This window comes from Robbsia sp. KACC 23696 (assembly GCF_039852015.1).
In the GTDB taxonomy this organism is placed as follows: Bacteria; Pseudomonadota; Gammaproteobacteria; order Burkholderiales; family Burkholderiaceae; genus Robbsia.
The window spans coordinates 463904-490472 of sequence record NZ_CP156627.1 but is presented as its reverse complement, the minus strand read 5'-3'; the positions used below and the strand labels follow the sequence as shown (position 1 = coordinate 490472).

Below are 26569 nucleotides of genomic sequence, written 5' to 3'. Positions count from 1 at the left end.
CGATACGCGTCCGACTTTAACGGCAGTGACGCACCCAGTGGTGGTGCACCATCACGCGCTTGCAGACTTGGTGATGCGGGTGATGCGGCGGTGCGGCAAATGCCGAGACGCTAACCAGGCCGCCTACGGCGAGCAATGCGGAGCAGAGGATCTTTTTCATAGTATGCGCTGTGTCGAAAGTGTTGTTGTCGATTTTCCGCTTCGAGACGACCGGCGCGAAGCACAGTCAAGCGAAATCGCTTTCCCTATTTCCGGCGAGCGTTGCCGCGTCGAACGCGAAGCTTGATTGATATCCTAACTGAAGCCTGACGCTTGCGTTGCCACCTCTTTCAAAGAATTGTCTATCTCGCCCGTTATTCGTAACGAAAGATTCCCCAGCGCGGCATTTGTATCAAAAATGACGCGTTCTCGAAATAATCGTCAGGTTTGAAAGGTAGCGTGGCGCGGTGTGCTCGTTCACGGGCGGATCGGTGCGATATTTACGTCAGGATCGACGTCATAGCGGTGTCATTCCGGCGCGCCTTGCACTACCATGTGCGCTTCGATCTGCCGCCGCGCCGCCGCTTATGTCCGGTTCCTTACCTTCTTCCGATTCCCAGCCGTCCATCGTGCAAAACGATGACCGCCTCTCCGTCGATACGGCCGCCGGCCCACCGTCGCCCCGTTCCGCGCCGCCCACGCTGCTAGGCCTGTTTCTTATTTTCAGTCGGATCGGCCTGACCAGTTTCGGCGGTGGCTTGAGCGGCTGGTTACTGCGTGAATTCACGCAGGATCGCGATTGGTTCAGCGAAGAGGAGTTCCTGAACGGCCTGTCGATCTCCCAAGCGTTGCCGGGCATCAACGTCAAGAACATGGCGATCTGGATCGGCCATCGACTGTTGGGGCCAAGGGGCGCGCTTCTGTCCGTGGCGGGCATCATCGTGCCGCCCGCGATCGTCATCATCGTGCTCGGCAGCTTCCTCACCAGCATCATTCATTTCACCATCGTGCATGTGTTGCTGGCGGGTGCGGCTGCGGCCGCTACCGGTCTGTCCTTGTCGATGGGCGTGACGACGGCGCGTCGCGTGCGCCGTGAAGCGGTGCCGCTGGCCTTCCTGGTCGCCACCTTTATCGCTGTCGGCGTGCTGCGTCTGCCGTTGTTCTGGGTGGTCCTCGTGGGCGGCAGCGCGAGCATCGCCTATGAATATGGGCGGATCCGCCGCGACGCCGCGAAGGAGCCCCGCGCATGACGGCCGCTTCCCGCACCCTCTGGCAACTAGCGGCGGTCTTCACGCCGCTCTCGTTGACGACCATCGGCGGTGGACAGGCGATCATCGCCGACATCCAGCGACAAGTCGTCGATGTGCATGGCTGGCTTACGCATGCGCAGTTCGCCGTCGATTTCGCCATCTCCCGAATGGCGCCCGGTCCGGGCTCGTTGCTGGCGACGCTGATCGGTTGGCAGATAGCGGGCTTCTGGGGCGCGATCGTGACGACGATGGCGCTGCTGGCGCCGACAGGTATCCTCGTCTATGGCTTGACGCATGTATGGTCGCGCTATCGCGGCTCTCCCTTTCTGGCGGCGTTGGAGCGCGGCTTGCGGCCCATCGCCGCCGGCTTGATTCTCGCGGCGGGCTGGGTGCTGTTACAGACGCTGGATGGCGGTGCGGCGGCAAAAGTGATCGCGGTCGGCGCGACCGTCGTATTGCTTATGTCGCGCGTCAATCCGCTGCTATTGCTGTTGTGCGGCGCCTTGCTGCTCCTTGCGGTGCACGCGCTCGGCGGTGTCGTGGCGTTGCCGGCGATGTGGCAAGTGCGTCTGTCGTAATCACACCGGCGCCGCCGCGCTGGCGGCCGTACGATATCGGCGCCGCGTCACACCGCGTCTGCTTCGAATCCTTCCCTGAACGACTCCCGCAGATACGCGACGAGGGCGCGCACCGCGCGGGGCACATGCGCCGTGTGCGGTCTGATCAGATAAATCGTTTCGGCGAAGACGCCCGTCGGCTGCCATTCCGGCAGAACGGCGACCAGCTTTCTGGCGCGCAGCGCGGACTGCGCCGAAAAATCCGGCAGCAGGGCGATGCCCATATGCGCCAGCGCCGCGTCTCGTAAAGCCTCGCTGTTGTTTGCGGCAAAGCAGCCGAATACCGGGACGACGACGCGGGTGCCATGCACGACCGAATCCGATGGGCCGGTCAAGTCGTCCGCGCGCACGCGCGTTGCGCTCTTCGCACGCGTGCCGACGCCAAGCCGCTGAGGCGCGCGCGGCTCGAACGTCCAGACGGGCGCATCGGTTCCGCGAGGATAGTGAAGGCAACTGTGATGCCGCAGCGCGTCCAAGGTGCGCGGTATGCCTTGGCGGCGCAGATAGGTCGGCGAGGCGACCAACAAGGATCGGGTGGGCGCCAGCAGCCACGCGACATGCGTGTCCGGCACCGTGCTGCTGTGCCGGATCGCCAGATCGAAGCCATCGTTGGCAATCGCGGTCAAGCGATCCGACATATCCACTTCGACGCGGACGTCGGCGTGGGCTTTCAAAAAAGCCGGCAGACGCGGCACCAATTGCTGACGCGCAAAGGCAACGGGCGCGGTGACGCGCACCCGGCCTCGTGGTGCCGCGCCCAGGTCGCGCACGCTCGCGACCCCGTCGGCGATCTGCTGGAAAGCCGTCTGCGTTTGCGCGACCAATGCCTGTCCCGCCTCGGTCAATCGCACGCTGCGTGTGGTGCGCTGAACCAGCGGCACACCGACGGCCTGCTCCAGTTCGGTGATCCGTACGCTCATCGCGGCCTTGCTGACGCCAAGTCGCTCGGCCGCGCGCGTATAGCTGCCTTGCGAGGCAAGCACCGTCAACCAGTGCACATGCCCCCAGAGTGCTTCGATCTTCGTGCCTTCCATGCTCGACAGCGCCCGCCGATTGTTTAGAAATATGAACAATTCGTTCAATGATAACGGCTTTCCATCGTCGCCGGGCTTGCCTAGACTGTATTGCGTACAGCGTCCGACGCCTGAGACGCATCGGACGACAGACATCAGCGACCCGCCAAAGACATAAGGGAGACATGCCGTGAGCGCCACACCGAATATCCGCACGCAACAGACCCCCGCCGACGCCGCTTATCGCGACGATGCCGACGTGGGGCATTTCATCGATGGCGCACGTGTTGACGGCACGGGGAGTCGCACTCAAGCGGTCTATCATCCCGCGAGCGGCGCCGTCGCCCGTACCTTGCGTCTGGGAGAGTTGCGCGATGTCGACGCCGCCGTGGCCTCGGCGTCGGCGGCCTTTCCGGCGTGGCGCGACACGCCGCCCATTCGCCGCGCCCGCATCATGCAGCGTTTCCTCAGTCTGATGAACGAGCGCACCGATGCGTTGGCCGCCATCATCACCGCGGAGCACGGAAAAGTGTTCAGCGATGCGAAGGGGGAGGTCGCGCGCGGTATCGACGTCATCGAATTCGCTTGCGGCATCCCGCAATTGCTGAAGGGCGACTACACCGAACAGGTCTCGACAAATATCGACAACTGGACGCTGCGTCAGCCGCTCGGCGTGGTGGCCGGAATCACGCCGTTCAATTTCCCCTGCATGGTGCCGTGCTGGATGTTCCCGGTCGCGATCGCCGCCGGCAATGCCTTCATTCTGAAGCCGAGCGAGCGCGATCCGTCGGCGGCATTGTTCATGGCCGAATTGTTGGCCGAGGCCGGTTTGCCGAAGGGGGTTTTCAACGTCGTCCAAGGCGACAAGATCGTCGTCGACGGTTTGCTCGCGCATCCGGACGTCAAGGCAATCAGCTTCGTCGGCTCGACGCCTATCGCGAATTACATCTACGAAACCGGCGCGCGCCTGGGCAAGCGCGTGCAGGCATTGGGCGGCGCAAAGAATCATCTGATCGTGATGCCGGATGCCGATGTGGATCAGGCCGTCGATGCCTTGATTGGTGCCGGCTATGGCTCCGCGGGCGAGCGGTGCATGGCCGTATCGGTGGCCGTGCTGGTCGGCGATGTGGCGGATAAGATCGTCCCGCGTCTGGCCGAACGCGCGGCCAGTCTCGTTATCGGCGATGGCATGTCCCCGGATTCCGAGATGGGACCGATCGTCACGCGGGAAGCATTGCAGCGCATCGAGGGCTATATCGACATCGGCGTGAAGGAAGGGGCGAATCTCGTCGTGGACGGTCGCGGGCATCGCGTGGCAGGCCGGGAGGAAGGCTTCTTCACCGGGGGTACCTTGTTCGATCACGTCACGCCGTCGATGCGCATCTATAAGGAAGAGATCTTCGGACCGGTTCTGTCCTGCGTCCGCGTGGCGGACCTGCATCAGGCGATCGATCTGATCAACGCGCACGAGTTCGGCAACGGCGTCTCCTGTTTCACCCGCGACGGCCATGTCGCCCGCGAGTTCGCGCGCCGTATCGAGGTCGGGATGGTCGGGATCAACGTGCCGATCCCGGTGCCGATGGCCTGGCACGGCTTTGGGGGATGGAAACGCAGTCTCTTCGGCGATATGCACGCCTATGGCGAAGAGGGAGTGCGGTTCTACACCCGGCAGAAATCGGTGATGCAGCGCTGGCCGGAAAATACTGAGAAGGGCGCCGAATTCGCCATGCCGGTTGCCAAGTAAGACCCGGCGGCGGCACTCCCAATCGTCATCGCGTGACCGCGCTCCCAGGGCGCGGTCACGCGCCATCCCGATCTGAATTATCCGCGCCGGTCAATGTCGAACGTCGTATTTTTGAGACTTTGCTATTAGACTAATCCGTCTTGCGATCAAACTGATGTCGTCTAACGAGGCGATCGGCTAAGATGAGCGTCGCTTCTGGATGGACGGGGGAATGGATGGCGACGACGAAGCGGATCGTACAGACGCAGCAGGATTTTCTCCTGGCGGCGATGGGGACGCTAGGCATGACGCGCGATGAATTTGCGAAGCGGCTCAGCGTGGGGGACAGAACGCTGGAAAAGTGGCTGGCTCCCGCGGATGGTCCCGACTTCACGACCTTGCCGGACATTGTCTGGAACTTCGTTCGCGAAATTCTGGCCTGGTCCGAGAAGAAGAGTTGACGGGACAGACGGCATCGACGAGGCCCTGCGGTAAGGTAAGGTGATGTCGGCGCGCACGTGATTGCGTGGCGCCGTCTGACCATCCCGGAGTTGTCCAATGGCCTTCCTGTCGGCGATCGGGGCCTATCCCGCACTCGCACTCACCATTGTCTCCGAGGTTATGGCGACATCGATGCTGAAGCTCTCAGACGGCTTCAGCCGACCCCTTCCCGCTATGCTGGCCTTGTTCGGGTACGCGGTCGCCTACTATTGCGTCTCCGTGTCGATGCGCTCGCTGCCCACCGGCGTCATCTACGCCATCTGGTCCGGCATCGGCATCGTGCTGAACGCCCTGATCGGCTGGTTCTTCTTTGCGCAGCGTCTCGACCCGCCGGCGCTGCTTGGCATCGGCTTCGTCCTCTCCGGCGTGCTCGTGCTGAATCTCTTCTCGAAAGTCGGCATGAACTGAGACGGTTTGTCGCGTCATACCGTCATCCCAGTGAAAACGGTCCGCCTTTCTCCAACGCGCGATGGTACGCTTCGCGCGACTCGATTCGGTCGACGAATGCCGCGATATGGGGCCAGCGCGCCAGTCCCACGCGACCTCGCGCCCCCTGCAAGGGAAAGCTCATCTGAAAATCCGCGCCGCTCAGGCTGTCGCCGAGGAACCAGGGCCGGTCTTTCAGATGGTCGTTGACATAGTCGAGCTGCTTGACCAACTGCGGTTCGCCGAAACTCGCCTGCGCTTTGTGTGCGATGCCTTTGACCAAGGGCTTGATGAAAAACGGCGCAGGCGCATTGGCGACGCGTGCAAATACCAATTTCAATAACAGCAGCGGCATCAGCGAGCCTTCGGCGTAGTACAGCCAATAAGACTGATCGAGTCGTGCATCGCTTCCTGGCGGCGGACCGAATCGGCCATTCCCGTAACGATCGATCAGATATTCGATGATCACCGCCGACTCGGCCAGCACGCGGCCGTCATCGACCAACAGCGGCGATTTCCCCAATGGATGCACGGCGGCAAGCGCCGGCGGAGCCAGCATCGTCTTTGGATCGCGCTGATACCGTTCCAGCCGATAAGGGATGCCGAGTTCCTCGAGCAACCACAGCACACGCTGCGAGCGCGAATTGTTCAGGTGATGCAGCGTCAGCATCGTGACCTCCAAATCCTGCGGGTTGAACGGGCCGTCGTGATCAGCGACGCTACATAACAGTGTGCGGGAATCGTGCCGCCAGCCGTTGATCGGTCGCAATGCGTGTGCCACCCAACGCGATCGCGTCGATCGCTGCCAACGCAAGGCCTTCCAGTACCGTAATATGCCTTACGTGCAGCAGCCATATCGATTTGCTAGACTGTCTCGCGTCGAAAACAACATTACCGTCCCTACATACAGGAGCATATGACATGGAAAAGTCCACGTTGACCACTGCGGCGGGATCGCCGGTAGGTGATAACCAGAACAGTCAAACTGCGGGCAAGCGCGGGCCGATTACGTTGCAGGACTTCTGGTTGATCGAAAAACTCGCGCACTTCGATCGTGAAGTGATCCCGGAGCGCCGTGTCCATGCGAAGGGATCGGGCGCTTTCGGTACCTTCAAGGTGACGAAGGATGTCTCACGGTATACGAAGGCGAAGTTGTTCGACACCATCGGCAAGGAGTGCAAGGTCTTCCTGCGCTTCTCGACGGTGGCCGGCGAACGCGGCGCGGCCGATGCGGAACGCGATGTACGCGGCTTTTCGGTGAAGTTCTACACCGAGGAAGGCAATTGGGATATCGTCGGTAACAATACGCCGGTCTTCTTCATTCGCGATCCGCTGAAGTTCGCCGACTTCATCCACACGCAAAAGCGTGATCCGCGGACGAATATGCGTAGCGCCAACGCGATTTGGGATTTCTGGTCGCGTTCGCCCGAATCCTTGCATCAGGTAACGATCCTGATGAGCGACCGGGGCATCCCAAAGAACTATCGGCAGATGCACGGCTTCGGCTCCCATACGTATTCCTTCATCAATGCACAGAATGAACGGACGTATGTAAAGTTCCATTTCAAGTCTCTGCAAGGGATCGAGAACATCACGAATGCCGAAGCGAAGAAGGTCGTAGGCGAGGATCGCGAGAGCCATCAGCGCGACCTGTTCGATCAGATCGAAGCCGGCAACTTCCCGAAGTGGCGTTTCTGCATTCAAGTGATGTCCGAGGCGGATGCCGTCGCGCGCGCCGAGAATCCTTTCGATATTACAAAAACGTGGTCGCAAAAGGCATTCCCGCTGATCGAAGTCGGGGTGCTGGAACTGAACACGAATCCTGAGAATTACTTCGCCGACGTCGAGCAGTCCGCCTTCACGCCGGCAAACGTCGTCCCGGGCATTGGTTTTTCTCCGGACAAGCTATTGCAGGGCCGTCTCTTCTCCTATGGCGACACGCATCGCTACCGTCTGGGAATCAATCACCATCAGATCCCGGTCAATGCACCGATCAATCCGCGGCACGCGCCCTATCATCGCGATGGCGCGATGCGCACCGACGGTAATCTGGGCGGCAAACTGAACTATGAGCCGAACCGTCTTGGCGCCTTCGCCGAGGATCCTTCGGTGAAGGAACCGCCGTTGGCCGTCGAAGGCACGATCCAGCATTATGATCACCGCGAGGACGGCGATTACTTCAGTCACCCGCGCGCGTTGTTCCATCTGTTCGACGATGCGGAGAAGGAGCGGCTCTTCCAGAATATCGGCGAAGCCATCGCTGGCGTTGACAAGGACATCGTCGAGCGCCAGGTCGCCTTGTTCGACCAGATCGATCCTGCCTTTGGCGCGGGGGTACGCAAGAAGCTCGGCATGTCCGGGCCGGTGTCGGAAACGGCACTGTCCTGAGCCGGATCCGTGGTCCGTTCGAGATCGAACGGACCGTCGAACGCCCGTTGCGGTAACGGCTATTTCGTCTGATAACGGGTGCTACGCCCCGTCGCGCTGATCACGCGACGGGGCGTCTTTGCATCATGGCGATCGATTGAAGACTTGCTGTAACGGATGCGAAATGACCGAATGTGACACGCAGCAACGGGTCATTTACAACTCTGAAACGAAATTTAATGAAATATCGCTGCCAGAATGCATCAAACGCGATATAAAGACATCACAAACACGGCACAAACGCGTTTGGTATCGATACAATAGGCGATCGCCGCAAGGGTCGGCGACACAATAACGGTCGACAACTGGAGAGTCGAATGGCAACAGCAAAGAAGGCAGCGGCAAAGAAGGTCGCAGCTAAGAAGGCGCCGGCAGCAAAGAAGGCCGTGGCCACGAAGAAAGTAGCAGCAAAGACGACGGGCGCATCGCCGATCAAAGACACCTTCACCAAGGTGACGTTGGCGTCGCACCTGGCCGAGGTTTCGCAAGTCGAGCCGAAGCAAGTCAAGGCCGTCTTGGCAGCACTGGAAGCGACGATCCTCGGCGCCGTCCACAAGAAGGGCGTGCGTGAATTCACGCAGCCTGGCCTGCTGAAGCTGACCGTGCAGGACGTGCCGGCAAAGAAGAAGCGCGTTGGCAAGGATCCGTTCACCGGCGAGATGCGCGAATTTGCCGCAAAGCCGGCATCGGTGCGCATCAAGGTCCGTGCACTGAAGAAGCTGAAGGACGCTGCGCTGTAATTCAGCGCCGTCGCGTCAGGCAACCGCTCGGGCGCTCCGCGCCTGGATTGAAAAAAACGCTGCATCTCACGATGCAGCGTTTTTTTTTGCTTCCACCTTGCTGGCAGTCGGCGCCCCGATGGCGAGCGCCGACTGCCGCTGCTTGCTTACTCGCTACCGTTCTCCGAGAGGGAGGCCAGCGCGATCTGCTTCGCCTGCTGATAATCGGTCTTGCCGGTGCCGAGTGTCGGCAACTTCGGCACGACGATGATCCGTCGCGGCAAGGCCAGTTCCGAGACCTGACGTTGCTGGAACCACTGCAGCAGTGCGTCGCGGCGCGCATCGTCGCGGGTGGTCAACAGGACAATCTGCTCGCCCTTGCGCGGATCCGGGAGATTCACCGCCGCATGTTGCTGCTCCGGCCACAGTGCCGAGATCGTCGATTCGACCGCGGTCAGGGACACCATCTCGCCGGCAATCTTGGCGAAGCGCTTCTGGCGTCCTTGAATTGTCACATAGCCACGCGGATCGATCGAGACGATGTCACCGGTGTCGTACCAGCCATCGGCAGGCGCTTGCAGTACGCCCGGTGCATCGGCTTTCAAATAGCCGCGCATGACATTCGGCCCCTTGACGAACAGCAGGCCCGCATTGTCGATACCCGGCACCCGTTCGAGACGGTGCGTGATGCCCGGCAGCAGACGGCCAACGCTACCCGGTTGATTTTGCATCGGCGTGTTCAGGCTGATGACCGGCGACATCTCGGTGGCGCCATAGCCCTCGAAGATCCGCACGCCGTATTTGTCCGCATAGACCCGACGTGTTTCGTCGCGCAGCTTTTCCGCTCCTGCAAAGATATAGCGGATGCTATGCATATCATAAGGATGCGCGGCGCGGGCATAAGCCGAGAGGAAGGTGTCGGTGCCGAACATGATCGTGGCATTGGTGTCGTAGATCAGTTCCGGCACGATTCGATAATGCAGCGGCGACGGATAGTAGAACGCCTTGATGCCCGCCAGGATCGGCAGCAGGGTGCCGCCGGTCAGGCCAAAGGAGTGGAACATCGGCAAGACGTTCAGCACGATATCCTGCGGTCCGAAGTCCACGCGGCTGGCAACCTGGCTGCAATTCGCGAGGATATTCCGATGACTGAGCACCACGCCCTTGGGGCTGCCCTCGGAGCCGGACGTGTAGAGCACGACGGCGGCGGTATCGGCCAGCGTATCCTTGCCGTCCGTGACGGCGTCGGCGTGCAATTGCTTGCCCAGGCCGGCGCGGCGCAGATTGCCCGCATACGCCCAATGCGGGAAGCGGGATGCCAGCAGACCGAAGGCCTTGTCATGCCAGCGTACCGATGGCGCGAGGTCCTCCAGATAGACGATCGTGACGCCGGCGGCGGTCATCGCGTCGATCGACGCTTCCAGTTTTGCCATGCCGATGAAGCGGCGCGAGGTGAGGACCGTGCGCAACTGCGCGGTGCCGCAGGCCTGTGCCGTTTGCGCGGCGCCACTGGTGAAGTTCAACATCGCCGGCGCACGGCCGATCGCCTGCAAGGCAAAGAAGACGACGCTGGCGGCCACCGTGTTCGGCAGCATCACCCCCACGGGTATCTGCGGCAAGGCCGTATTGCCCGGTGCGGCGGCCGTAGCGCCAGCCCTGGCGCCAGCGCCTGCCTCGGACGACGTGGCCAGCACGCCGCGTGACAGCACCCGGCCCAGCGTGAAGGCGCGCAGGATGAATGCGCCGTAGCGCAAGGGCTTGCGTTCGATATCCTCGGCGATCGGGCGGTTGCGGCCGTGCACGGCACTGGCGTTCAGCAGCGCTTCGAATAAGGTCTTGTGGGTACGGGCGCTCTGGAACATCATTTCCGACATGACGTCGTACAGTTGCGCACTGGCCATCTGACGGCGTCCGCGACCCTTGATGTCGTCCGGAATCGCAAAGCGTTGCGGCGGCAGAATCGTCAGCGTGATGCGCGGGAACCAGCGGATCCGCACCTTGCCGCGCAGCCGCGAGAACGGCGTGTACTGCGCGCCGTCGATGCGGATCGGCAGCAATTGCGCCCCCGAGCGGTCGGCGATCATCCCCGGACCTTCGTAGATCTTCATCAGCGCGCCGGTGACCGTCAGGCGCCCTTCCGGGAAGATCATGCACTTCTCGTCACGCTTCAACAAATCGATCAAGGATTTGGCGGCGAGCGGATTCGTCGGATCGAGCGGGAATGCCTTGACCAGCGACAGCACCGGCTTCATCCACCAGACGCGGGCGACATGGGTGTTGACGGCGAAATGCAGTTTCTCCGGCAGGAAGGCGGCGATCAGCACCGCATCGAGGAAAGACGTGTGGTTCGCGACGATCAGCACGCGTTCGCCGGCTTGCGCATAGCGCTCCGGATGGCGGACCTCGACGCGATACAGCAACGTCAGCACGGCGCGCAGAATCGAGCGGAACAGCGCGTCGGGCAGCAGGCGGCAGATATAGAGCGCCACCGCGCCGTTGGCGATCGCGACGAACAGAAACAGCTCGGGAATCGTGAAATGCAGTTTCAGCAGCACCAACGTCAGCACCGCCGACACCACCATGAACAGCGCATTCATCACATTGTTGGCGGCGATGACCCGTGCGCGATGCGCCGGCGGGCTGCGGTGCTGCATGATCGCGTACAGCGGCACGATATAGATACCGCCGCAGACGGCGATGCCGCCGAGATCGAACAGGACCCGCCAGTTGGCCGGCACGCGCATGAAAGCCTGCAGCGATTGCAACGCGTCAGCGGCCGTCGCGGTGCCGACGAGGGCCGCGGCGTGCTGGCTCGCCACGTAGAGATCGATGCCGAACAACGTCAAGCCCAGTGCGGCCAGCGGCACATAGGTCGCTTGCACTTCGCCGCGCAGCAACTTGTCGCAGGCGTAGGAGCCCAGTCCGACGCCCACCGAGAAGACCGTCAGCAACAACGTCACGACGCTCGGGTCGGCGCGCAGAACGTCCTTCACATACGGGGCGAATTGCGCGAGCAAGGTGGCGCCGACGAACCAGAACCAGGAGCTGCCCAAGATACAGCGCTTGATGGCCTTGTCCTGGAAGCTCTGCGAAACGATGCGGCCGGTCTCGGTGAACAGATTCCGATTGATCCGCAGCGAGGGGTCGCTCGGCGTTGCTGCGGAAATCTGTCGGCTGCTCAGATAACCGATCACCGCGATCGCGATCAGGGCAATGCAGATCAGCGTCTCGCCGTGGTCGCGCAGTACCAGCGCGCCGCCGGCGATGGTGCCGATCAGAATCGCCAGAAAGGTGCCGGCCTCGATGAAGGCATTGCCTTCGAGCAGTTCCTCCGGCTTCAGCTGTTGCGGCAGCAGGGCGTACTTGATCGGCCCGAAGAACGTCGAATGAATGCCCATGCCGGCCAGCGCGACCATCAGGATGGCGACGCTATGCAGATAGAAGCCGGCGACGGCGATGACCATGATGACGATTTCGACGACCTTGATCACGCGCGTCATCGCGGCCCGATCGTACTTGTCGGCCATCTGCCCGGCCATCGCCGAAAACAGAAAGAAGGGCAGCACGAAGAGCCCGCCGGCCACGGTGACCAGCGATTGCGCATCGTGTGCCTCGGATGCCATCCGATACGTTATCAGCATGATCATCGCGTTCTTCAGCATATTGTCGTTCAATGCGCCGAAGAACTGCGTGAGAAACAGCGGCAGGAACCGCTTTGTGCGAAACAGTGACATTGATATGCCTTTTTTAGATAATCCGCCGCGGGGCAGACTGATTCGTCGATGGTGCGAAGTATGCCTTTTCCCTTTTAGAATTGGCTAAAAAGAATGAAAGATGGCTTAATAACGCACCCGCGGTATCGGAATGCGATACCGCCGCCGCGTCATCGACGTATTTTCGAATCAAGGTCTTATTCTTCATGTCAGAAGTCAGCGATTTGATTCTTGCCATCAAGCGCCAGTTGAAGGCGCACGGCATGACCTATAAGGATGTGGCGGCGGCGATGCAGTTATCCGAGCCGAGCGTCAAGCGGCTTTTCTCGAACGAGCGTCTGACGGTCGAGCGCGTGGCGCAACTGGCCGATCTGCTGGGCATGACGTTGTCGGAGCTGATGCTGTCGGCGCACGTCAGCGCGCCGGAGTTGCACGGATTGGCGCCGGCCGACGAGTTACGCCTGGTGCGCCATCCGCGTCTGTTGCTGGTTGCCGTGTGCGTCCTGAACCATTGGCAGCCGGCGCAGATCGTCGCGGTGTATCAGATAGATTCGTCGGAGTGCGATGACGCGCTGAGTCAGTTGCAGGGGATGGGGTTGCTGACGGTCCTGCCCGGGCAGCGTATCCGTTTGCGCATCGCGCGGGATTTCGTGTGGTTGCCCGATGGGCCGATCCGGCGGTTTTTTCGCGAGGAAGGGCTGCCGGATTTCCTCGATCACCCGTTCACGGCGGCCGACGAGGGCATGGACTTCGTCCACGGCATGCTGACCGACGCCGCGCGTCAGGAATTGCAGACCGTCATTCAGCGGGTTCGCCAGCGCTTTGCCACGTTGCACGAGGCGTCGGCGACGGCGCCGCTCGAAGAGAAAACGGGGATGGCGCTGCTGCTCGCGCGCCGAACGTGGGAGCCGCCGGTGTTCCGCGCCTTACGGCGTTGAGCGGCAGCGCTGCCCGCGTTGCCGTCGTCGCTCAGGCGAGTGCCTGATAAACGGCGTCTCGAATATCGACGGTCAGACGGCCATTCATGCCTTCATAGGCGGTATTGGTCAGAACCAAGGCGACCAGATCGTGTTTCGGGTCGATGAACCAATGATGGCCGTAGACGCCGCCCCACGCGAGCGTGCCGGGGCTTTGCGGCGTCTCGGCCAATGCGGGATCGACCAGCACGCCGGCACCATAGCCGAAGCCCCACCCGGGGCCGCGCGATGCGACGTCGATACCGCAAAGATCGCCGCAATGCAGCGGCGAAATCGCGCGCGGCAGCCAGGCGGGGTCTGCTGCCCGAAGGGATTCGAGCAGCGTCAGCACGTCAGCCGCGCTACCCGACATGCCGGCGCCCCCTGATGGATAAGCGTCGGGGTCCGTGATCCGCGACGGGGCGAACCGCACGCCTTGTTCGGGTGCATCGGGGAAGGGCAGGCGCAGTCCGTCTGCCATCGGCACCGTGCCGTCAGGACCGTTGGCATAGGCCGCGGTCAGGCGTTCGGCCTGGCTGGCGTCGACGAAAAAGCCACTATCTCGTAATCCGAGCGGCGCGCCCACGAGGGTCTGGATCGCGTCCGGCAATGACATCCGCATCGCCTCCGACAGTACCGCTCCCAGCACGTCGATCGCCAAGGAGTAGGCCCAGCCATGACTGGGGGCATAGTTCAGCGGCACCTCGGCGAGGCGTCGCAGATTGCCCGCCAGATCGACGTCGGCGAGATCCAGACCATCGGAGACGCCTCGTTGCGCATAGGGACCATTCACCGCTTGCGCCAGGCCATAATCGAGGCCGGCCGTATGCGTCAGCAGATGATAGACATTGATTCTCGCGGGACGACCGTCCGGCATCGGCGGCGTGAAAAAAGGCAGCCAGCGGCTGACCGGCGCATCGAGTGCCACAATACCTTGTGCAACGGCGCGCAACACCGCCACGGTCACGAAGGGCTTGGAGACCGATGCAAGGCGAAACACGCTGTCCCATTGCATCGGACGTTGCGCTTCACGATCCGCCCAGCCGGCCGCGCGCGCATAGCGTTTCACGCCATGCTGCGTGACGCAGACGACTGCGCCTACGATGCGATCATCGTGCAAGGCCGTGTCGATCGCGGCGTCCACGCCTTGCCGCAACCGTGCGTCGTGCAATGCCGTCATGCCAGAGCTCCTTGCAACCCTCTTACCGTTTCAACAATTGGTCCATCGCATCGATTTGGGATGCGCATGCCGCGTAAGCCGTTTCCTCGATACCGCGATACAGCGCGATGATCTGCTCGCCGACGGGCGTCAACACACAACCGCCGCCACGTTGCCCTCCCATTTCCGCATGCGTCGCCGGTGAGGCCAAGGTGCGATTCAACTCGTCGATCAGCATCCACGCACGACGGTAGGACATATTGAGATGTCGCGCCGCTCCTGAAATCGACCCTTGCAGGCGCACCGCTTCGAGCAAGGCGATCTTGCCGGGCCCGATCGCAATGCTGCCTTCGTGGTGGATTCGCATGCGGAATCGTACGTGCGGCCCGCTCGCGCTCATCGGCGCGCCGCTGTCACCGTCGTCCGCGAAGTCCGGGGCGGATCCGGGCGCTTCAGCCGGCGCCGAGCGGACCGACGATGCCTCGTCGACACGCGCTTGCGCGGGCGAGTCGGTGTCGCCGAGCGTATCGGCTGGCGTCTGGGAGGGGGACGTGGGTGCGTGCATGGCGGCAGCATACCACGCATGCCCAAAGGCGCGCGCGGCGAGGGCGGTGTCCGGAATGCCGGACGTCGCGGGATGACGCGATGGCGCGAGAGCAGACGCCACCCGTCGGGAAGCGCGTATTCACACGTCGTATTCAGCAGGACGGGCGGGCTGCGCTTGATAGCGCAGCGGCTCGTCGGCGTAGTCGAATACGGCGGTGTGGGTATGCACGTCGAACCATGCCAGAAACAAGGCCATCGAGCGAGGCTGCGGACAATCGACGATATCGACGTCCCAGTCCTGCAGCAAGCGGTCGAACAGCGTGGTCCAGTGATGGGTAAGCCAGTCGTCGGTACGCGCCTGGGCGTCGGCACCGGAGGACACCGTCGATATCCGGTCGAAATCGCGTTCCCAGGTTTCGCCGAGCGGCCGGGCATCGGTCGCATCGTTTGCCGGCAACAAGAAAATATTCGCCTCGGCGCAAGCCTGCTCGAGCGGAATCTCCGGCGCGTCGGGATCGCTGCTATTGATCCAATCGATAAAGGGCGCACGCGGACGGACGATCACGACCACGCGGTTATCCACGCGCCGCGCTTTTCCTTGCGCCGCAAATGCAGCGGCGCGTGCGCCTTGCTTGGCGGGAGCCCGCACGGCGGCACGCCGTGGCGTCGGCCTGGTGTTACCACACGCGGAGGGCGGCATTGAGGACATGATCAGCCTCTTATTACAGGTGAATACGGAGCGTCCCCAGGCGCACGTGCCGTGTCGGCCTGCGGTCACGCTTGGCGACAGCGCGTGTCGGACGTGACGCACTCGGCGTTCTGGGTGAGAAATTAGTCGTTATGCATACAGGAATATAGCGCAGTTGCGCAGTGCGTTCCAGCGTTAATGCAGCGCACGGTGCGGGGGCAATTCTCAAATTTCTGTATTGACAGAAATTTGAGAAATCCTTAAAGTCTGCATCATGGAACTGACACCGCTAGCCGAACGATTCATTCTGCACTGGGGCGAAATGGGCTCCCGATGGGGCGTCAATCGCACTGTCGCACAAATCCACGCCTTGTTGTTTTTGCTGGGGAGGCCGGTCCCGGCCGATGAGATTGCCGAAACGTTGAGCGTGGCGCGCTCGAATGTCAGCAATAGCTTGAAAGAGCTGCAGTCCTGGCGTCTGGCGCGCATCGTGCACGTGATGGGCGATCGCCGGGATCATTTCGAGACCTCTACCGATGTCTGGGAACTCTTCAAGCTGATTGTCGAGGGACGACGACAGCGCGAAATCGAACCGACCTTATTAGTGCTGCGGGAAAGCCTGTCGAGCCCGGATATGGCGCGTGAGAGCAAGGAGAGCGCCCAGCGCATGCGCGAGACGCTCGAGTTTCTCGAAATTCTGACCGCCTGGTCGGACGAGATGCTGCGCATGCGTCCGGAGACCTTGATGAGGACGCTGGGCATCGGCGCCAAGATCAGTCAGGCGGTTCGCCGCAAGCCGGCGAAACCGAAGCTCGGCAGCGACGAGGGCGACCCTGCCGCGTAAGCCGTGATGGTCCGACGATGCTCCAACGACGGGGTCAGGCGGACAACCACTGTTTAGCCGCATCCTCGGCAAATGCACGATAGCTGCGCGGCGGCCGTCCCAGAATCGCAGTCAGCGCGGCGATTTCGTCCGGCGTGGCAATCGCTCCCTGTTGTTGATAACGCTGCATCATCAGGCGCAGGTCGTAGGCATACCAGTGCGGCATCATCGATTTCAATGTTGCCTCCAGGCTGTCCAGATCGTTACCGGCATGCCGGATCGGTCGCGACAATACCTCTGCCCATATCGCCACGGCGGCATCGGCGGTAATCGGATCGGGGCCGGCCAGCGTGTAGGCTATGGACGGCTGGGGCGTCGGGTTGGCGGCGCGGCGCAACAGTTCGCGCGCCGCGACTTCGCCGATATCGCGAATATCGACCATGGACAATCCCTTGCCGCCAATAGGCTGGGCGTAGACCCCATTCATCATCAGCGGCATCTGCTGGCGGAGATCGTTCTGAATGAAATAGGTGGGGCGCAAGATGGTGACCGGCAGTGCACCGTCTTCGATCATCCATTCGACCGCCCGCTTGCCGATGAAGTGCGGCACGTTACTGTAGGCTGCGGCACCGAACACCGACAGATAGACGATGCCTTTGACGCCGACTTCACGCGCAATGTTCATGGCTTGCATCGCCTGGGTCAATTCGTCGGCGGCATTCGGTGCCAATAAGAACAGCGCGTCGATATCGCGCACGGCGGCCCGCATTGCATCGATCTGCGTCAGGTCGCCGGCGACGGGCGTCACGGTTGCCGGAAACGTTCCGGCAGCACTTGCCTTGGCGGGATCCCGCGTCAGTGCGCGAATGTCCAGATCCTTGCCGCCCAGCGCGTTCAAATGCGAAATGACCTGGCCGCCGATTACACCGGTACTGCCCGTAACGAGAATACGCATTTTCACTCTCCAATATCGCCAATGAATGTAAGAACCCTGTTTCAGGACACGTTTCGTGTCGCGTTGAAATGCATGGTAGGTGTTCCGGATACGGGTCGATAGTGCGATAATCGATACTCATCGTCTCAAAAATGGAACGACTATGGATCTCGGTGCATTGGCCGATTTCAATGCGGTGGTGGTGCACGGCGGATTCGGCGCGGCGGCGCGGGCCTTGGATCGGCCGAAGGCGACCTTGTCGCGACGCGTGGCGGACCTGGAGCAGTCATTGGGTGTCAGGCTGCTGGAGCGTGGCGCGCGGCAGATTCGGTTGACTGAAGAGGGCGAAGCGCTGCACCAGCGCACGCACGGCCTGATGGCCGAGCTGGGAGAAGCGGTGGAGGTGGTGACATCGCAGGGTGCCGTGCCGCGCGGGCGCCTGCGCGTCAGTGCGCCGTTCGTATTCGCGCATTTGCTATTGGCACGCGCCGCGGCGCATTTCGCCTTGGCCTACCCGCAGGTGACGGTGGATGTCGTCGCCGATGATCGGCTGGTCGATCCGGTCGCCGACGGCTTCGATGTGGTGATTCGCGTAAATCCTAGCGGTGACGAGCGCCTGGTCGGTCGCCGGATTTTCGAGGATGCGCTATGGGTTGTGGCCGCGCCTGGTTTGGCCTTGCCGACGACATGGCCCGATGATGCGGTGGCGATGCCGGTACCTGCAGTGATGCTGTCACACGCAACGCCGGGAGGAACATGGCAGATGCATGGCGCGGACGGTGCGATTCGTACGCTCTCGCCGCAGCCAGTGTTGCGTGTATCGACGTTGCTGATGGCGCGCGAAGCGGTACTGGCCGGCGCGGCGATAGGCCGCTTACCGAAGATGGCAGTGCGGCAAGATGTACGAGCAGGGCGGCTGCGTTTGCTCGGCACCGACGCCTCCGTAGCCGTGGAGATATGGGCGCTTTACAGCACGCGTCGGTTGCTCAGCGCGAAGGTTCGCGCTTTTATCGATATGCTGCAGTCACTGGAAGCGCAGGAGTAGGCCGCGAATGAAACAGTCCCGCTTGCGCGTTGACGATGCGGCGGCGTCGCTGCCTTGTCCGGTCGTGTGACGATCAACGACCGCCGGATGCCGCAACGATGGTGCCGGTCACATATGACGCCGCCGGTGACGCGAGCCAGGCGATACATTCGGCAACCTCCTCCGGCTGGCCGGCCCTGCCGACGGGGATCGTGCTCGCCATCCGCTCGACGCGATCGAATTGTCCCGCGGCGGCATGAATGTCGGTTTCGATCAGACCCGGTGCGACGGCATTGACGCGGATCCCTTCGAGCGCGACTTCCTTGGCCAGGCCTTTCGTGAGCGTGTCCAATGCCCCTTTTGTCGCGGCGTAATGGACCCACTCATGCGAGCCGCCTAACTCGGCTGCCCGCGACGATACGTTGACGATGCTGCCACCGCTGCCGCCATGTTGGGTCGACATTCGGCGCACCGCTTCCCGGCAGCAGAGGAATGCGCCGATCACATTGACCGAGAAGACCTGCGACAGCACGGATTCCTTCACGTCGTCGACGCGTGCCATGCCGCCGGTGATACCTCCATTGTTCACAAGCAGCGTAAGCGGTCCCCATTCCTTGTCCACGCGATCGAACAGTGCCATGACATCCCGTTCGACGGAGACATCGGCGCGTACCGCGATGATCTCGGTTCCGGACGCGCGAAGTGTTTCTGCGATCGCCTCTGCCGAAGCGGCGTCGTTGGCATAGCTCAAAGCGATGGCATAGCCGTCTTGTGCCAGACGCTTTGTCGTCGCCGCGCCGATGCCGCGCCCACCTCCCGTCACCACCGCTACTTTTCTCATTTTCTGCGCGCTCCTGTTCGGTTTCCTCCGCAGCATAGCAAGATCTTTCGATGTCCTCTCCGCGCCGGGTGTGCGCGGCGCAGTCGTCGCTCGTCGACAAAGGCGTCGATCATCTTATATATATTTACATCTCATTAATCGATCGAAAACATTCATCATTCACATAGACGGGCCGCGATACCATTCTGGTTTGCAACCCACCTTTCTCAGACATGGCTCCCTCCGACGCGTCCATTCATCCGGCGTATTTTCAGATACGGCGCGCCGCGGTGATCGTGTCGATCGGCGTGGGCGCGGGGATTGGCGGCGCTTTCGTCGCGTTGCTGCTGCACGCCGTCCAGCATATCGCCTATGGTTACAGCCTTGATCGGCTCGTCGGTACCGAAAGCTTTTTAACGGGCGTTACGGCGGCAACGCCCGGTCGCCGCTTCGCCGCGTTGCTGGTGTGCGGACTTGTTGCAGGCTGTGGCTGGGGCGCGCTGTATCGCTGGGGAAAGCCGCTGGTGAGTATTCGTAAAGCGGTCGGCGCTGCCGATCCCCGGATGCCGGTCTCGAGCACGATCATCCATGCGTTGCTGCAAATCGTTACGGTCGCGCTAGGCTCACCGTTGGGACGGGAAGTGGCGCCGCGTGAAATCGGTGCGTTATGGAGCGGATGGATCGCCCATCGGGCAGGCTTGCCGAGCGCGGATCAGCGCGTCTTGGTGGCGTGTGGAGCGGGTGCAGGTTTGGCCGCCGTCTACAACGTGCCGTTGGGCGGCGCCGTGTTCGTCCTCGAAGTGCTGCTGTGTACTTTCGCGTTCAGCACGCTTGTGCCGGCCCTCGCGACATCCGCAATAGCCGCCTTCGTCGCGCAATTCTGGCTCGGGAACGAGCACCAATACACGGTACCGCATTACGTCGTCGATCAGACCTTGCTGGTGGGGGCGATCGTGTGCGGCCCGCTTTTCGGCGCGGCGGCCTGGGTCTTCGTTGCACTGACGTCGCGTGCCCGCGCGCACGCGCCGAAAGATCTCCGCCTGCCGATGTATGCCTTGATCAATTTCGTCGTGATCGGCGCGCTCGTGATCGGGTTTCCCGCACTGGCAGGCAATGGCAGAGGACCCGCCGGCTTGGCATTCGACGGTGCGCTGCCGCTTGGCCTTGCCGCGCTGTTGTTGGTACTGAAGGTGGCAATCGAGGTTTCCACCTTGCGCAGTGGTGCCGAAGGGGGGCTTTTGACGCCCGGCCTCACCAACGGCGCACTGCTTGCGCTCGTGCTGGGCGGACTATGGCGCTTGCATTTTCCGGGCGCACCGCTCGGCGCATTTGCCGTCGTGGGGGCGGGTGCCTTCCTGGCGGCGTCGATGCAAATGCCGATCACCGCCATCGTCCTGCTATTGGAATTTACCCATTTCGATCACGATATGGTGATGCCCGTGCTTTTCGCCGTCGTCGGTTCGATCAGCGCTTTCAAGGTGCTCGGTTATCTCAAATCCTGAGCGCTGCTGCAATAAACGCGAAAGCATCCGATCCACGGATGCTTTGCGCATTCAGCGGTTCGTGCCTCGGACGGCCGCGCCAGCGACCGGGCTCATGCGCCGTCCTGCCGCGTGAGCGCTTCCCGAGGCCGCCAGTGCGGCGAGGCTAATGATGGCGGTCATGATCACATAGAGGCCAGGCGCGCTTTTGTCGTGTGTCATGCCGACCAACGCGATCACGATCACCGGCGTAAAGCCACCGAACACCGTCACGCCGATGTTATAGCCAATCGACATCCCGGTTGCACGGGTTTCGACCGGAAAGATCTCCGACATCAAGGCCGGCAAGGCGCCGAAATAGATCGATTTCAAGACAGCGAGCCAGGCGACCAAGGCGAACAGCGTGAGAAGCGAGGCGTGTTCGACGGCGAAACGAAACGCCGGATAGGCGGTCAGCGCCAACAGCACGGCGACGACCGTCATCTGCTTGCGTCGTCCGATGCGATCGGACAAATGACCGGCGAACGGTGTCACGATCGACAGGATGGCGCCGCCGACCATCGTGGCGGCGAAACCGGTCGCCGACGTCAAATGCAATTCCCGAATCGCGAAGGTGGGAATGTACTGCAGCAGATAATTGACGGCGGTGGAGACGGTCAATGCCCCGATCGATATCAAGACGAGCCGCTTTTGCTGCGACAGCACTTCGCGGAGCGGCGCTTCGTTACGCGTCGATTCGGTAAACTCCGGTGCGTCTTCCAGCACGGCGCGCAGATAGAGTCCGACCGGGCCAATCAACAGGCCGAAGAAAAACGGCACACGCCAGCCCCATGCGGTCAGGTCCGCCGGTGTCATATACGTCGCCAGCCCAAAGCCGAACGCGGCTGCCATCAGCGTCGCCACCCCTTGCGTCGCAAATTGCCAGCTCGCGAGAAAACCGCGCCTATGCGGTGCATGTTCGATCAGCAGCGCCGTCGATGGACCGAATTCGCCACCGGCCGAAAAGCCCTGGATCAGCCGCGCGAGGAAAATGCCGATGGGTGCCAGCACGCCGATATGCGCGTAGTTCGGCATCAGCGCAATCAGCGCCGTTCCCAGCATCATGAATGCGACCGACAAGGTCAATGCCGCTTTGCGGCCGTGCTTATCCGCATAAGCGCCGATCACCATGCCGCCGATGGGCCGAATCAGATAGGACGCGCCGAAGGTCCCGAAGGTGAGCAACATCGACGCCGTATCGCTATTGGACGGGAAAAAATTGCGGGCGATGTAGACGGCGAAGAAGCCGTAGATGGCGATGTCGAACCACTCCAGCGCATTGCCGACCGACGTCGCCATGACGACCTTGACCAGGCTGACGGGTTGTGTAGACCGTGCATTCATGGCGCACTCCGCGTAACGGACGACGCCGTATGGCGCGTGGCGGCACGCGTGGCGATGATCGCCGGCCCGGCTTCGGCGAGGTCCCACCAGAGGCCCGCCATGGTCTGCAATCCCTCGCGCGCGACCGAGCCCAACAGGTGCTCGTTGGGGGCGTGCTGCGCGCACGCGGGATAGGAATGCGGTACCCAGAGGGTGGGCAGACCCAGCGTCGTTGCAAAGACGTCGTTCGGCACGGTTCCGCCCAGATTCGGTAGCAGGGCGGGTTTCTTGCCGGTCGTCTGGCGCATCGAGTCCAACGCCCAATGCACCCACGCGTCATCGGGGTCGAGCCGCGTCGCGCGCGATGTCGAGCCCATGGTGACCTGCACTTCCGGGAAGCCGTGCGCGGCGAAATGGTTGCGCAGATGCTCGCCCGCATGCTCCCAATCGGTACCGACGACGAATCGCAACTGACACGCAGCCTTGGCGCGCGGCGGAATGGCATTGACCGGCGCTTCCGGATTGCCCGACGTCATCGCCAGCACTTCGAGCGTATTCCAGGCGATGACACGCTCGGTCGTCGTCAAGCCGGGCTCGCCCCAGTTTGGATCGACCTCGGGCGCGTTTTCGTCACCGCCGAGAACGATGTCCTCGAGTGCATGACGGACCGATGCCGGAATGGCCGGGGGACGCAAACCCGATACCGCGATCGCCCCGTGTCGATCGACCATGCTGGCAATCGCATGCGACAGAACGATGGCCGGATTGCGCAAGGCGCCGCCCCAGTTGCCCGAGTGATGGCCGCCGTCTCGCAAATCGATCGACAACTCGAAACTGATGCCGCCACGGGAACCGAGAAACACGGTTGGGCGCTCCGCGGAGACGCGCGGGCCATCCGAGGCGAGGAACAGATCCGCGGCCAGGAGATCGCGGCGTGCCGCGCAGACGGCGTCAAGGCCCGGCGAGCTGACCTCTTCTCCTGTCTCGAAAATCACTTTGACGTTGAAGCCCAGCGTGCCGCCACGCGTGGCGAGCACGGCAGCCAAGGCCGCAAAGTTCACCGAGTGCTGGCCCTTGTTATCCGCGGTCCCGCGACCATACCACCGGTCACCTTCGATGCACACTTCCCAGGGGGCCAGCCCTTTACGCCATTGATCGGCATAGCCGCGCACGACGTCGCCATGCCCGTAGGTCAATACGGTCGGCAGATCGTCGCCTTCATGGCGGTGCGCGATCAGGAAGGGCGGCCCGCCTGCCACCGGATTATCGACGACCTCGCTGGTGAAGCCCAGCGCGGCCAGTGTTGGCATCATTTCCGCGCGGAGATAGGCGTGTAGCGCCGGCGCATTGTCAGGGTTCTGGCTTTCGGTCGTGAAGGCGACGCGCCGGCGTAGATCGGCCAGAAACGCGCCCGAATCGAAGTGATCGGTCGCCTGCTGGACGGCAGCCGCGCGGTTCATAAGGGGGGCATTCACGGGCGATCCTCTCGCAAAATAAATCGAATAAGCGCCAGTCTAGAAAGACCATAAATTCGCAGCAATTTCAAATTTTGCTGATAGCATTGCCAAAAAAGCAATGCTCAAAGGGATTCGCCATGTTGCACAGTCTTGCCCTGCGCTACTTTGTCGAGGTAGCGAAGGCTGGCTCATTGGCCGGCGCGTCCGAACACCTGCATGTGGCGATCTCGGCGATCAGTCGCCAGATCAGCAAATTGGAACAGGAGGTCGGCGCCGCGTTGTTCGAGCGGATGCCGCGCGGGATGGTGCTGACCGCCGCCGGTGAGGCCCTCGCGCAGCATGCACGCCGGGTCTTGCTCGAGGACGCGGCGGTGCTCGACGATATCGCTGCCACCCATTCCTCGGGCGGCGTCGGCGTCGTGCGCGTGGGCTGTACCGAGGGGTTCACGCTGTCGTTCTTGCCGGCAATGATGGTTCGCCATCAGGCGCAGTATCCGCAGGCGACATTTGTACTGCGCGCCGGAACGCCTGGCGAGGTGGCGCATTGGGTGGAAATCGGCGAGGTTGATCTGGGCGTGACCTTTTCGACTGGAGGCAGTACCGAGGTGCGTATCGAATACAGCGTCGAGGTGCCCGTTTGCGCCGTGCTGCGGCCGACGCATCCACTGGCGCAACAGGACGTGCTGACGCTTGCCGAGCTTAGCGCCTATCCGATCGCGCTAATGGAGCGGGGCACCACGGTGCGCCAATTATTCGACTGGTGCTGCTCCGTGCAGAAACTGACATTCGATGTCGTGATGAACAGCAATAGCAGCAGTGCGCTTTATGCTTTTGCCGCGGCGACGGATGCGATTGCCTTGGGGAGCCGCCTGTCGTTGAGCGGAAGCGCCCGAGAACCGGCTTTGACGGCGCGACGCATAGACGAACCGCTTCTCGATAAGCGGGTGTTGCAAGTGACCACGATGCGTGAGCGGCGACTCCCCGCCGCCGTCGAGACGTTTATCGCGGCGCTGATCGCTTCCTTGCAAACCACGATGGCGACGCCGCTCGACGACCGCGCGGTATGACAGCGGACCCTCTGCGCGATGCGAATTTTACTTTCGAGATTCGAACGCCATGCGCACGGCGAGTCCCGTCAACACCGTTCCCATCATCCAGCGTTGTATCAAAATCCATTTCGGGCGGCCGGTCATGAAGGTGGCGATCGACCCGGCCATGACGGCCACCGTGGCATTGATCGCGAGGCTAAGCGAGATCTGGATGCCGCCCAGTATCAGCGATTGCGTCAACACGCTGCCGTGCCCAGGTGTAATGAACTGGGGAAGCAGCGATAGATAGATCATCGCGATTTTCGGATTGGCGAGATTCGTGATGAAACCCATCGTCACCAGCTTCGCGGGCGAGTCGATCGGGAGGTCACGGACGGCGAACGCCGAACGCCCGCCCGGTTTGAGTGCCTGCCAGGCGAGGTAGAGCAGATAGAGCGCGCCGCCGAAGCGCAGTGCGTCGTAAGCAAACGGCACGGCGAACAGGAAGGCCGTAATGCCGAAGGCGGCGCACAGCATGTAGACGACGAATCCCAGTGCGACCCCGCCCAAGGAAATCAGGCCGGCGCGACGCCCTTGGGAGATCGAGCGCGAGAGCAGATAGATCATGTTCGGGCCGGGCGTTAGTGCCATTCCCAGCGCTACGAGACCAAAGACAAGCAGATTTCCGAAATCAGGCATGACCTATCCTCTCACGATGAGGGGGTGATACCCAGGCGCGCGGCAATCGACGTCCCGTGCTTCCCGATAGTGATCTATCTATTAGCGCCAGTCGCACAGGCAAGACGATTATGCCCGGGACGGGCCGTATATGGCAACCGCCGCGCGGGGGTTACCGTGCGCTCAGGCGCTGCAAAAAGCGGTCTACCTGATGTTCATCGGTGGCCCACGACGTGACCAAGCGCACGACCGAATGCGCATCGGGCGCGGCGCCCCATACGTAAAACGCAAAGTCTTGTTTCAACGTTGCGATGACGGCATCGGGCAGGATGGCAAATACCTGATTCGTGACCGTCGCGGATTGCAGCGCATGTCCGCTGCCGATGATTCCCGAGGCCAACTTGGCCGCCATCGCGTTGGCATGTTCGGCATTGCGTAAGAAGATATCGCCGCTGCCGAAGAGTGCCTGAAATTGCAGGCCCAAGACGCGGCCTTTCGCGAGCATGGCGCCACGTTGCTTGACGTGAAAGGCGAAATCTTCCTTTAACGCGGGGTTGCAGACGACGATCGCCTCTCCGAGCAGTGCCCCGACCTTCGTTCCGCCTATCCAGAAAATATCGACCAGTGCGGCGATATCTTCCAAGCGCGCGTCGTTCTTCGAGGAAGCCAGTGCCGCGGCAAGGCGCGCACCATCCATGAACAAGATCAAATCGCGCTGTTTCGCCAGTGCCGAGATAGCCCGCAGTTCGGCAAGCGTATACAGCGTCCCGGTTTCCGTCGCGTTGGACAGATAGATCATGCGCGGCTTCGCCATATGCGGAAAATGCGCATTGCCGGCCAGCGCCGTCTCGATATGTTCTGGCGTGAGCTTGCCGTCCACCGCCGGAATGACGATCAGCTTATGGCCTGTCGCCTCGATCGCGCCGGCTTCCCGCAGCACGATATGCCCGGACGTGGCCGCGATGACTGCCTCGTGGGGCCGGAGACAGGCGGCGATGGAAACCAGATTCGCCATCGTGCCGGTGGGGACGTAATGAATGGCGCCATCGAACGTTGCGCCAAGCCGCGCAGTAATGAGCGCGGTCGCGTCCGCCGTGTAGCTATCCTCGCCGTATGCCTGTTGCTGAATGAGATTGGTATCGGTCAGGGCGCGAAGGATGTCGGGATGCGCGCCCTCGCTGTAATCGTCGAGAAAGCTGAAAGTGGTCATGCGCGATTTTCTACACTGAATGGCGCTCCCGGAAC

Annotated in this window: 25 protein-coding genes and 1 riboswitch; of the genes, 12 read left to right on the top strand and 13 right to left on the bottom strand. The window is 62.0% G+C overall.

Going from position 1 to position 26569, the window contains the following annotated elements; genetic code table 11:
* Nucleotides 1-16: 16 nt before the first annotated feature.
* Nucleotides 17-160 carry a hypothetical protein gene (locus ABEG21_RS16935; RefSeq protein ID WP_347557810.1) on the bottom strand — a complete coding sequence of 48 codons (144 nt, stop codon included), beginning with the start codon at nucleotides 158-160 and terminating at the stop codon, nucleotides 17-19.
* A 520-nt stretch (nucleotides 161-680) separates the two neighbouring features.
* Between ABEG21_RS16935 and ABEG21_RS16930 the strand changes: the two genes are divergently transcribed.
* Together ABEG21_RS16930 and ABEG21_RS16925 are read left to right on the top strand one after the other, a co-directional pair.
* Nucleotides 681-1229 (top strand): chromate transporter, encoded by a 549-nt coding sequence (locus ABEG21_RS16930; RefSeq protein WP_347558063.1) that lies wholly within the window; start codon nucleotides 681-683, stop codon nucleotides 1227-1229.
* Entirely contained in the window at nucleotides 1226-1807 is a 582-nt protein-coding gene (locus ABEG21_RS16925; RefSeq protein ID WP_347557809.1) for a chromate transporter, read from the top strand. The genes ABEG21_RS16930 and ABEG21_RS16925 overlap by 4 nt, the downstream gene beginning before the upstream one ends.
* Nucleotides 1808-1854: 47 nt before the next feature.
* On the opposite strand, the gene ABEG21_RS16920 is transcribed toward ABEG21_RS16925, so the two are convergent.
* On the bottom strand, nucleotides 1855-2880 hold the full coding sequence (locus ABEG21_RS16920; protein WP_347557808.1) for a LysR family transcriptional regulator: 1026 nt from the start codon (nucleotides 2878-2880) through the stop codon (nucleotides 1855-1857).
* Between the two features lie 187 nt (nucleotides 2881-3067).
* Between ABEG21_RS16920 and ABEG21_RS16915 the strand changes: the two genes are divergently transcribed.
* From ABEG21_RS16915 to ABEG21_RS16905, 3 genes are all read left to right on the top strand, one after another.
* On the top strand, nucleotides 3068-4603 hold the full coding sequence (locus ABEG21_RS16915) for a CoA-acylating methylmalonate-semialdehyde dehydrogenase (protein WP_347558062.1): 1536 nt from the start codon (nucleotides 3068-3070) through the stop codon (nucleotides 4601-4603).
* A gap of 182 nt (nucleotides 4604-4785) precedes the next feature.
* Nucleotides 4786-5043, top strand: a complete 258-nt coding sequence (locus tag ABEG21_RS16910; protein ID WP_347557807.1) for a transcriptional regulator — start codon at nucleotides 4786-4788, stop codon at nucleotides 5041-5043.
* Nucleotides 5044-5140: 97 nt separating this feature from the next.
* The gene (locus tag ABEG21_RS16905; RefSeq protein ID WP_347557806.1) at nucleotides 5141-5491 is read left to right on the top strand and encodes an SMR family transporter; all 351 of its coding nucleotides are present in this window, start codon (nucleotides 5141-5143) and stop codon (nucleotides 5489-5491) included.
* Between the two features lie 22 nt (nucleotides 5492-5513).
* Here ABEG21_RS16905 and ABEG21_RS16900 read toward each other — a convergent pair whose 3' ends face one another.
* The gene (locus ABEG21_RS16900; protein WP_347557805.1) at nucleotides 5514-6179 is read right to left on the bottom strand and encodes a glutathione S-transferase; all 666 of its coding nucleotides are present in this window, start codon (nucleotides 6177-6179) and stop codon (nucleotides 5514-5516) included.
* A 251-nt stretch (nucleotides 6180-6430) separates the two neighbouring features.
* Here ABEG21_RS16900 and ABEG21_RS16895 point away from each other — a divergent pair, with 251 nt between their 5' ends.
* Together ABEG21_RS16895 and ABEG21_RS16890 are read left to right on the top strand one after the other, a co-directional pair.
* On the top strand, nucleotides 6431-7897 hold the full coding sequence (locus tag ABEG21_RS16895; RefSeq protein ID WP_347557804.1) for a catalase: 1467 nt from the start codon (nucleotides 6431-6433) through the stop codon (nucleotides 7895-7897).
* A gap of 356 nt (nucleotides 7898-8253) precedes the next feature.
* On the top strand, nucleotides 8254-8676 hold the full coding sequence (locus ABEG21_RS16890; protein WP_347557803.1) for an HU family DNA-binding protein: 423 nt from the start codon (nucleotides 8254-8256) through the stop codon (nucleotides 8674-8676).
* A gap of 146 nt (nucleotides 8677-8822) precedes the next feature.
* Here the strand turns inward: ABEG21_RS16890 and ABEG21_RS16885 are convergent, their stop codons facing one another.
* Nucleotides 8823-12389, bottom strand: coding sequence for an acyl-[ACP]--phospholipid O-acyltransferase (locus tag ABEG21_RS16885; protein ID WP_347557802.1), 3567 nt, complete (start codon nucleotides 12387-12389; stop codon nucleotides 8823-8825).
* 185 nt (nucleotides 12390-12574) lie between these two features.
* Here ABEG21_RS16885 and ABEG21_RS16880 point away from each other — a divergent pair, with 185 nt between their 5' ends.
* Nucleotides 12575-13306 carry a helix-turn-helix transcriptional regulator gene (locus ABEG21_RS16880; RefSeq protein WP_347557801.1) on the top strand — a complete coding sequence of 244 codons (732 nt, stop codon included), beginning with the start codon at nucleotides 12575-12577 and terminating at the stop codon, nucleotides 13304-13306.
* 31 nt (nucleotides 13307-13337) lie between these two features.
* On the opposite strand, the gene ABEG21_RS16875 is transcribed toward ABEG21_RS16880, so the two are convergent.
* The 3 genes from ABEG21_RS16875 to ABEG21_RS16865 all read right to left on the bottom strand — a co-directional run bounded on the left by ABEG21_RS16875 (nucleotide 13338) and on the right by ABEG21_RS16865 (nucleotide 15738).
* Complete coding sequence (locus ABEG21_RS16875; RefSeq protein ID WP_347557800.1) at nucleotides 13338-14504, bottom strand: serine hydrolase domain-containing protein; 1167 nt, start codon at nucleotides 14502-14504, stop codon at nucleotides 13338-13340.
* Nucleotides 14505-14526: 22 nt separating this feature from the next.
* Nucleotides 14527-14883 carry a LysR family transcriptional regulator gene (locus tag ABEG21_RS16870; RefSeq protein WP_347558061.1) on the bottom strand — a complete coding sequence of 119 codons (357 nt, stop codon included), beginning with the start codon at nucleotides 14881-14883 and terminating at the stop codon, nucleotides 14527-14529.
* 285 nt (nucleotides 14884-15168) lie between these two features.
* Nucleotides 15169-15738: a hypothetical protein gene (locus tag ABEG21_RS16865; RefSeq protein ID WP_347557799.1), complete on the bottom strand. Its 570-nt coding sequence runs from the start codon at nucleotides 15736-15738 to the stop codon at nucleotides 15169-15171.
* A gap of 253 nt (nucleotides 15739-15991) precedes the next feature.
* On the opposite strand from ABEG21_RS16865, the gene ABEG21_RS16860 reads away from it, so the two are divergent.
* Nucleotides 15992-16561 carry a MarR family transcriptional regulator gene (locus ABEG21_RS16860; protein ID WP_347557798.1) on the top strand — a complete coding sequence of 190 codons (570 nt, stop codon included), beginning with the start codon at nucleotides 15992-15994 and terminating at the stop codon, nucleotides 16559-16561.
* A 34-nt stretch (nucleotides 16562-16595) separates the two neighbouring features.
* On the opposite strand, the gene ABEG21_RS16855 is transcribed toward ABEG21_RS16860, so the two are convergent.
* Nucleotides 16596-17495 (bottom strand): NmrA family NAD(P)-binding protein, encoded by a 900-nt coding sequence (locus ABEG21_RS16855; RefSeq protein WP_347557797.1) that lies wholly within the window; start codon nucleotides 17493-17495, stop codon nucleotides 16596-16598.
* Nucleotides 17496-17637: 142 nt separating this feature from the next.
* Between ABEG21_RS16855 and ABEG21_RS16850 the strand changes: the two genes are divergently transcribed.
* Nucleotides 17638-18519: a LysR family transcriptional regulator gene (locus ABEG21_RS16850; RefSeq protein ID WP_347557796.1), complete on the top strand. Its 882-nt coding sequence runs from the start codon at nucleotides 17638-17640 to the stop codon at nucleotides 18517-18519.
* Between the two features lie 73 nt (nucleotides 18520-18592).
* On the opposite strand, the gene ABEG21_RS16845 is transcribed toward ABEG21_RS16850, so the two are convergent.
* Nucleotides 18593-19339, bottom strand: coding sequence for an SDR family oxidoreductase (locus ABEG21_RS16845; RefSeq protein ID WP_347557795.1), 747 nt, complete (start codon nucleotides 19337-19339; stop codon nucleotides 18593-18595).
* 212 nt (nucleotides 19340-19551) lie between these two features.
* Here ABEG21_RS16845 and ABEG21_RS16840 point away from each other — a divergent pair, with 212 nt between their 5' ends.
* A complete protein-coding gene (locus ABEG21_RS16840; RefSeq protein ID WP_347557794.1) occupies nucleotides 19552-20820 on the top strand; it encodes a chloride channel protein in 1269 nt (422 codons plus the stop codon).
* A gap of 51 nt (nucleotides 20821-20871) precedes the next feature.
* Here the strand turns inward: ABEG21_RS16840 and ABEG21_RS16835 are convergent, their stop codons facing one another.
* Together ABEG21_RS16835 and ABEG21_RS16830 are read right to left on the bottom strand one after the other, a co-directional pair.
* Complete coding sequence (locus ABEG21_RS16835) at nucleotides 20872-22182, bottom strand: MFS transporter (protein WP_347557793.1); 1311 nt, start codon at nucleotides 22180-22182, stop codon at nucleotides 20872-20874.
* Nucleotides 22179-23621, bottom strand: coding sequence for a M20 family metallopeptidase (locus tag ABEG21_RS16830; protein ID WP_347558060.1), 1443 nt, complete (start codon nucleotides 23619-23621; stop codon nucleotides 22179-22181). Before ABEG21_RS16830 ends, ABEG21_RS16835 begins: the two co-directional genes overlap by 4 nt.
* Before the next feature lie 134 nt (nucleotides 23622-23755).
* On the opposite strand from ABEG21_RS16830, the gene ABEG21_RS16825 reads away from it, so the two are divergent.
* Complete coding sequence (locus tag ABEG21_RS16825; protein WP_347557792.1) at nucleotides 23756-24685, top strand: LysR family transcriptional regulator; 930 nt, start codon at nucleotides 23756-23758, stop codon at nucleotides 24683-24685.
* Between the two features lie 27 nt (nucleotides 24686-24712).
* Here the strand turns inward: ABEG21_RS16825 and ABEG21_RS16820 are convergent, their stop codons facing one another.
* Together ABEG21_RS16820 and ABEG21_RS16815 are read right to left on the bottom strand one after the other, a co-directional pair.
* Nucleotides 24713-25345: a LysE family translocator gene (locus ABEG21_RS16820; protein ID WP_347557791.1), complete on the bottom strand. Its 633-nt coding sequence runs from the start codon at nucleotides 25343-25345 to the stop codon at nucleotides 24713-24715.
* Between the two features lie 22 nt (nucleotides 25346-25367).
* A riboswitch (ZMP/ZTP riboswitch) is annotated at nucleotides 25368-25450 on the bottom strand.
* 46 nt (nucleotides 25451-25496) lie between these two features.
* Nucleotides 25497-26534, bottom strand: a complete 1038-nt coding sequence (locus ABEG21_RS16815; protein ID WP_347557790.1) for an aminotransferase class I/II-fold pyridoxal phosphate-dependent enzyme — start codon at nucleotides 26532-26534, stop codon at nucleotides 25497-25499.
* Between the last annotated feature and the right edge of the window lie 35 nt (nucleotides 26535-26569).

Excerpts from the sequence above, each read along its gene's own strand:
- ABEG21_RS16935 (WP_347557810.1), bottom strand. The coding sequence starts at position 160 with ATGAAAAAGATCCTCTGCTCCGCATTGCTCGCCGTAGGCGGCCTGGTT.
- ABEG21_RS16925 (WP_347557809.1), top strand. The coding sequence starts at position 1,226 with ATGACGGCCGCTTCCCGCACCCTCTGGCAACTAGCGGCGGTCTTCACG.
- ABEG21_RS16920 (WP_347557808.1), bottom strand. The coding sequence starts at position 2,880 with ATGGAAGGCACGAAGATCGAAGCACTCTGGGGGCATGTGCACTGGTTG.
- ABEG21_RS16910 (WP_347557807.1), top strand. The coding sequence starts at position 4,786 with ATGAGCGTCGCTTCTGGATGGACGGGGGAATGGATGGCGACGACGAAG.
- ABEG21_RS16905 (WP_347557806.1), top strand. The coding sequence starts at position 5,141 with ATGGCCTTCCTGTCGGCGATCGGGGCCTATCCCGCACTCGCACTCACC.
- ABEG21_RS16900 (WP_347557805.1), bottom strand. The coding sequence starts at position 6,179 with ATGCTGACGCTGCATCACCTGAACAATTCGCGCTCGCAGCGTGTGCTG.
- ABEG21_RS16895 (WP_347557804.1), top strand. The coding sequence starts at position 6,431 with ATGGAAAAGTCCACGTTGACCACTGCGGCGGGATCGCCGGTAGGTGAT.
- ABEG21_RS16890 (WP_347557803.1), top strand. The coding sequence starts at position 8,254 with ATGGCAACAGCAAAGAAGGCAGCGGCAAAGAAGGTCGCAGCTAAGAAG.
- ABEG21_RS16885 (WP_347557802.1), bottom strand. The coding sequence starts at position 12,389 with ATGTCACTGTTTCGCACAAAGCGGTTCCTGCCGCTGTTTCTCACGCAG.
- ABEG21_RS16880 (WP_347557801.1), top strand. The coding sequence starts at position 12,575 with ATGTCAGAAGTCAGCGATTTGATTCTTGCCATCAAGCGCCAGTTGAAG.
- ABEG21_RS16875 (WP_347557800.1), bottom strand. The coding sequence starts at position 14,504 with ATGACGGCATTGCACGACGCACGGTTGCGGCAAGGCGTGGACGCCGCG.
- ABEG21_RS16870 (WP_347558061.1), bottom strand. The coding sequence starts at position 14,883 with ATGAGCGCGAGCGGGCCGCACGTACGATTCCGCATGCGAATCCACCAC.
- ABEG21_RS16865 (WP_347557799.1), bottom strand. The coding sequence starts at position 15,738 with ATGTCCTCAATGCCGCCCTCCGCGTGTGGTAACACCAGGCCGACGCCA.
- ABEG21_RS16860 (WP_347557798.1), top strand. The coding sequence starts at position 15,992 with ATGGAACTGACACCGCTAGCCGAACGATTCATTCTGCACTGGGGCGAA.
- ABEG21_RS16855 (WP_347557797.1), bottom strand. The coding sequence starts at position 17,495 with ATGCGTATTCTCGTTACGGGCAGTACCGGTGTAATCGGCGGCCAGGTC.
- ABEG21_RS16850 (WP_347557796.1), top strand. The coding sequence starts at position 17,638 with ATGGATCTCGGTGCATTGGCCGATTTCAATGCGGTGGTGGTGCACGGC.
- ABEG21_RS16845 (WP_347557795.1), bottom strand. The coding sequence starts at position 19,339 with ATGAGAAAAGTAGCGGTGGTGACGGGAGGTGGGCGCGGCATCGGCGCG.
- ABEG21_RS16840 (WP_347557794.1), top strand. The coding sequence starts at position 19,552 with ATGGCTCCCTCCGACGCGTCCATTCATCCGGCGTATTTTCAGATACGG.
- ABEG21_RS16835 (WP_347557793.1), bottom strand. The coding sequence starts at position 22,182 with ATGAATGCACGGTCTACACAACCCGTCAGCCTGGTCAAGGTCGTCATG.
- ABEG21_RS16830 (WP_347558060.1), bottom strand. The coding sequence starts at position 23,621 with ATGAACCGCGCGGCTGCCGTCCAGCAGGCGACCGATCACTTCGATTCG.
- ABEG21_RS16825 (WP_347557792.1), top strand. The coding sequence starts at position 23,756 with ATGTTGCACAGTCTTGCCCTGCGCTACTTTGTCGAGGTAGCGAAGGCT.
- ABEG21_RS16820 (WP_347557791.1), bottom strand. The coding sequence starts at position 25,345 with ATGCCTGATTTCGGAAATCTGCTTGTCTTTGGTCTCGTAGCGCTGGGA.
- ABEG21_RS16815 (WP_347557790.1), bottom strand. The coding sequence starts at position 26,534 with ATGACCACTTTCAGCTTTCTCGACGATTACAGCGAGGGCGCGCATCCC.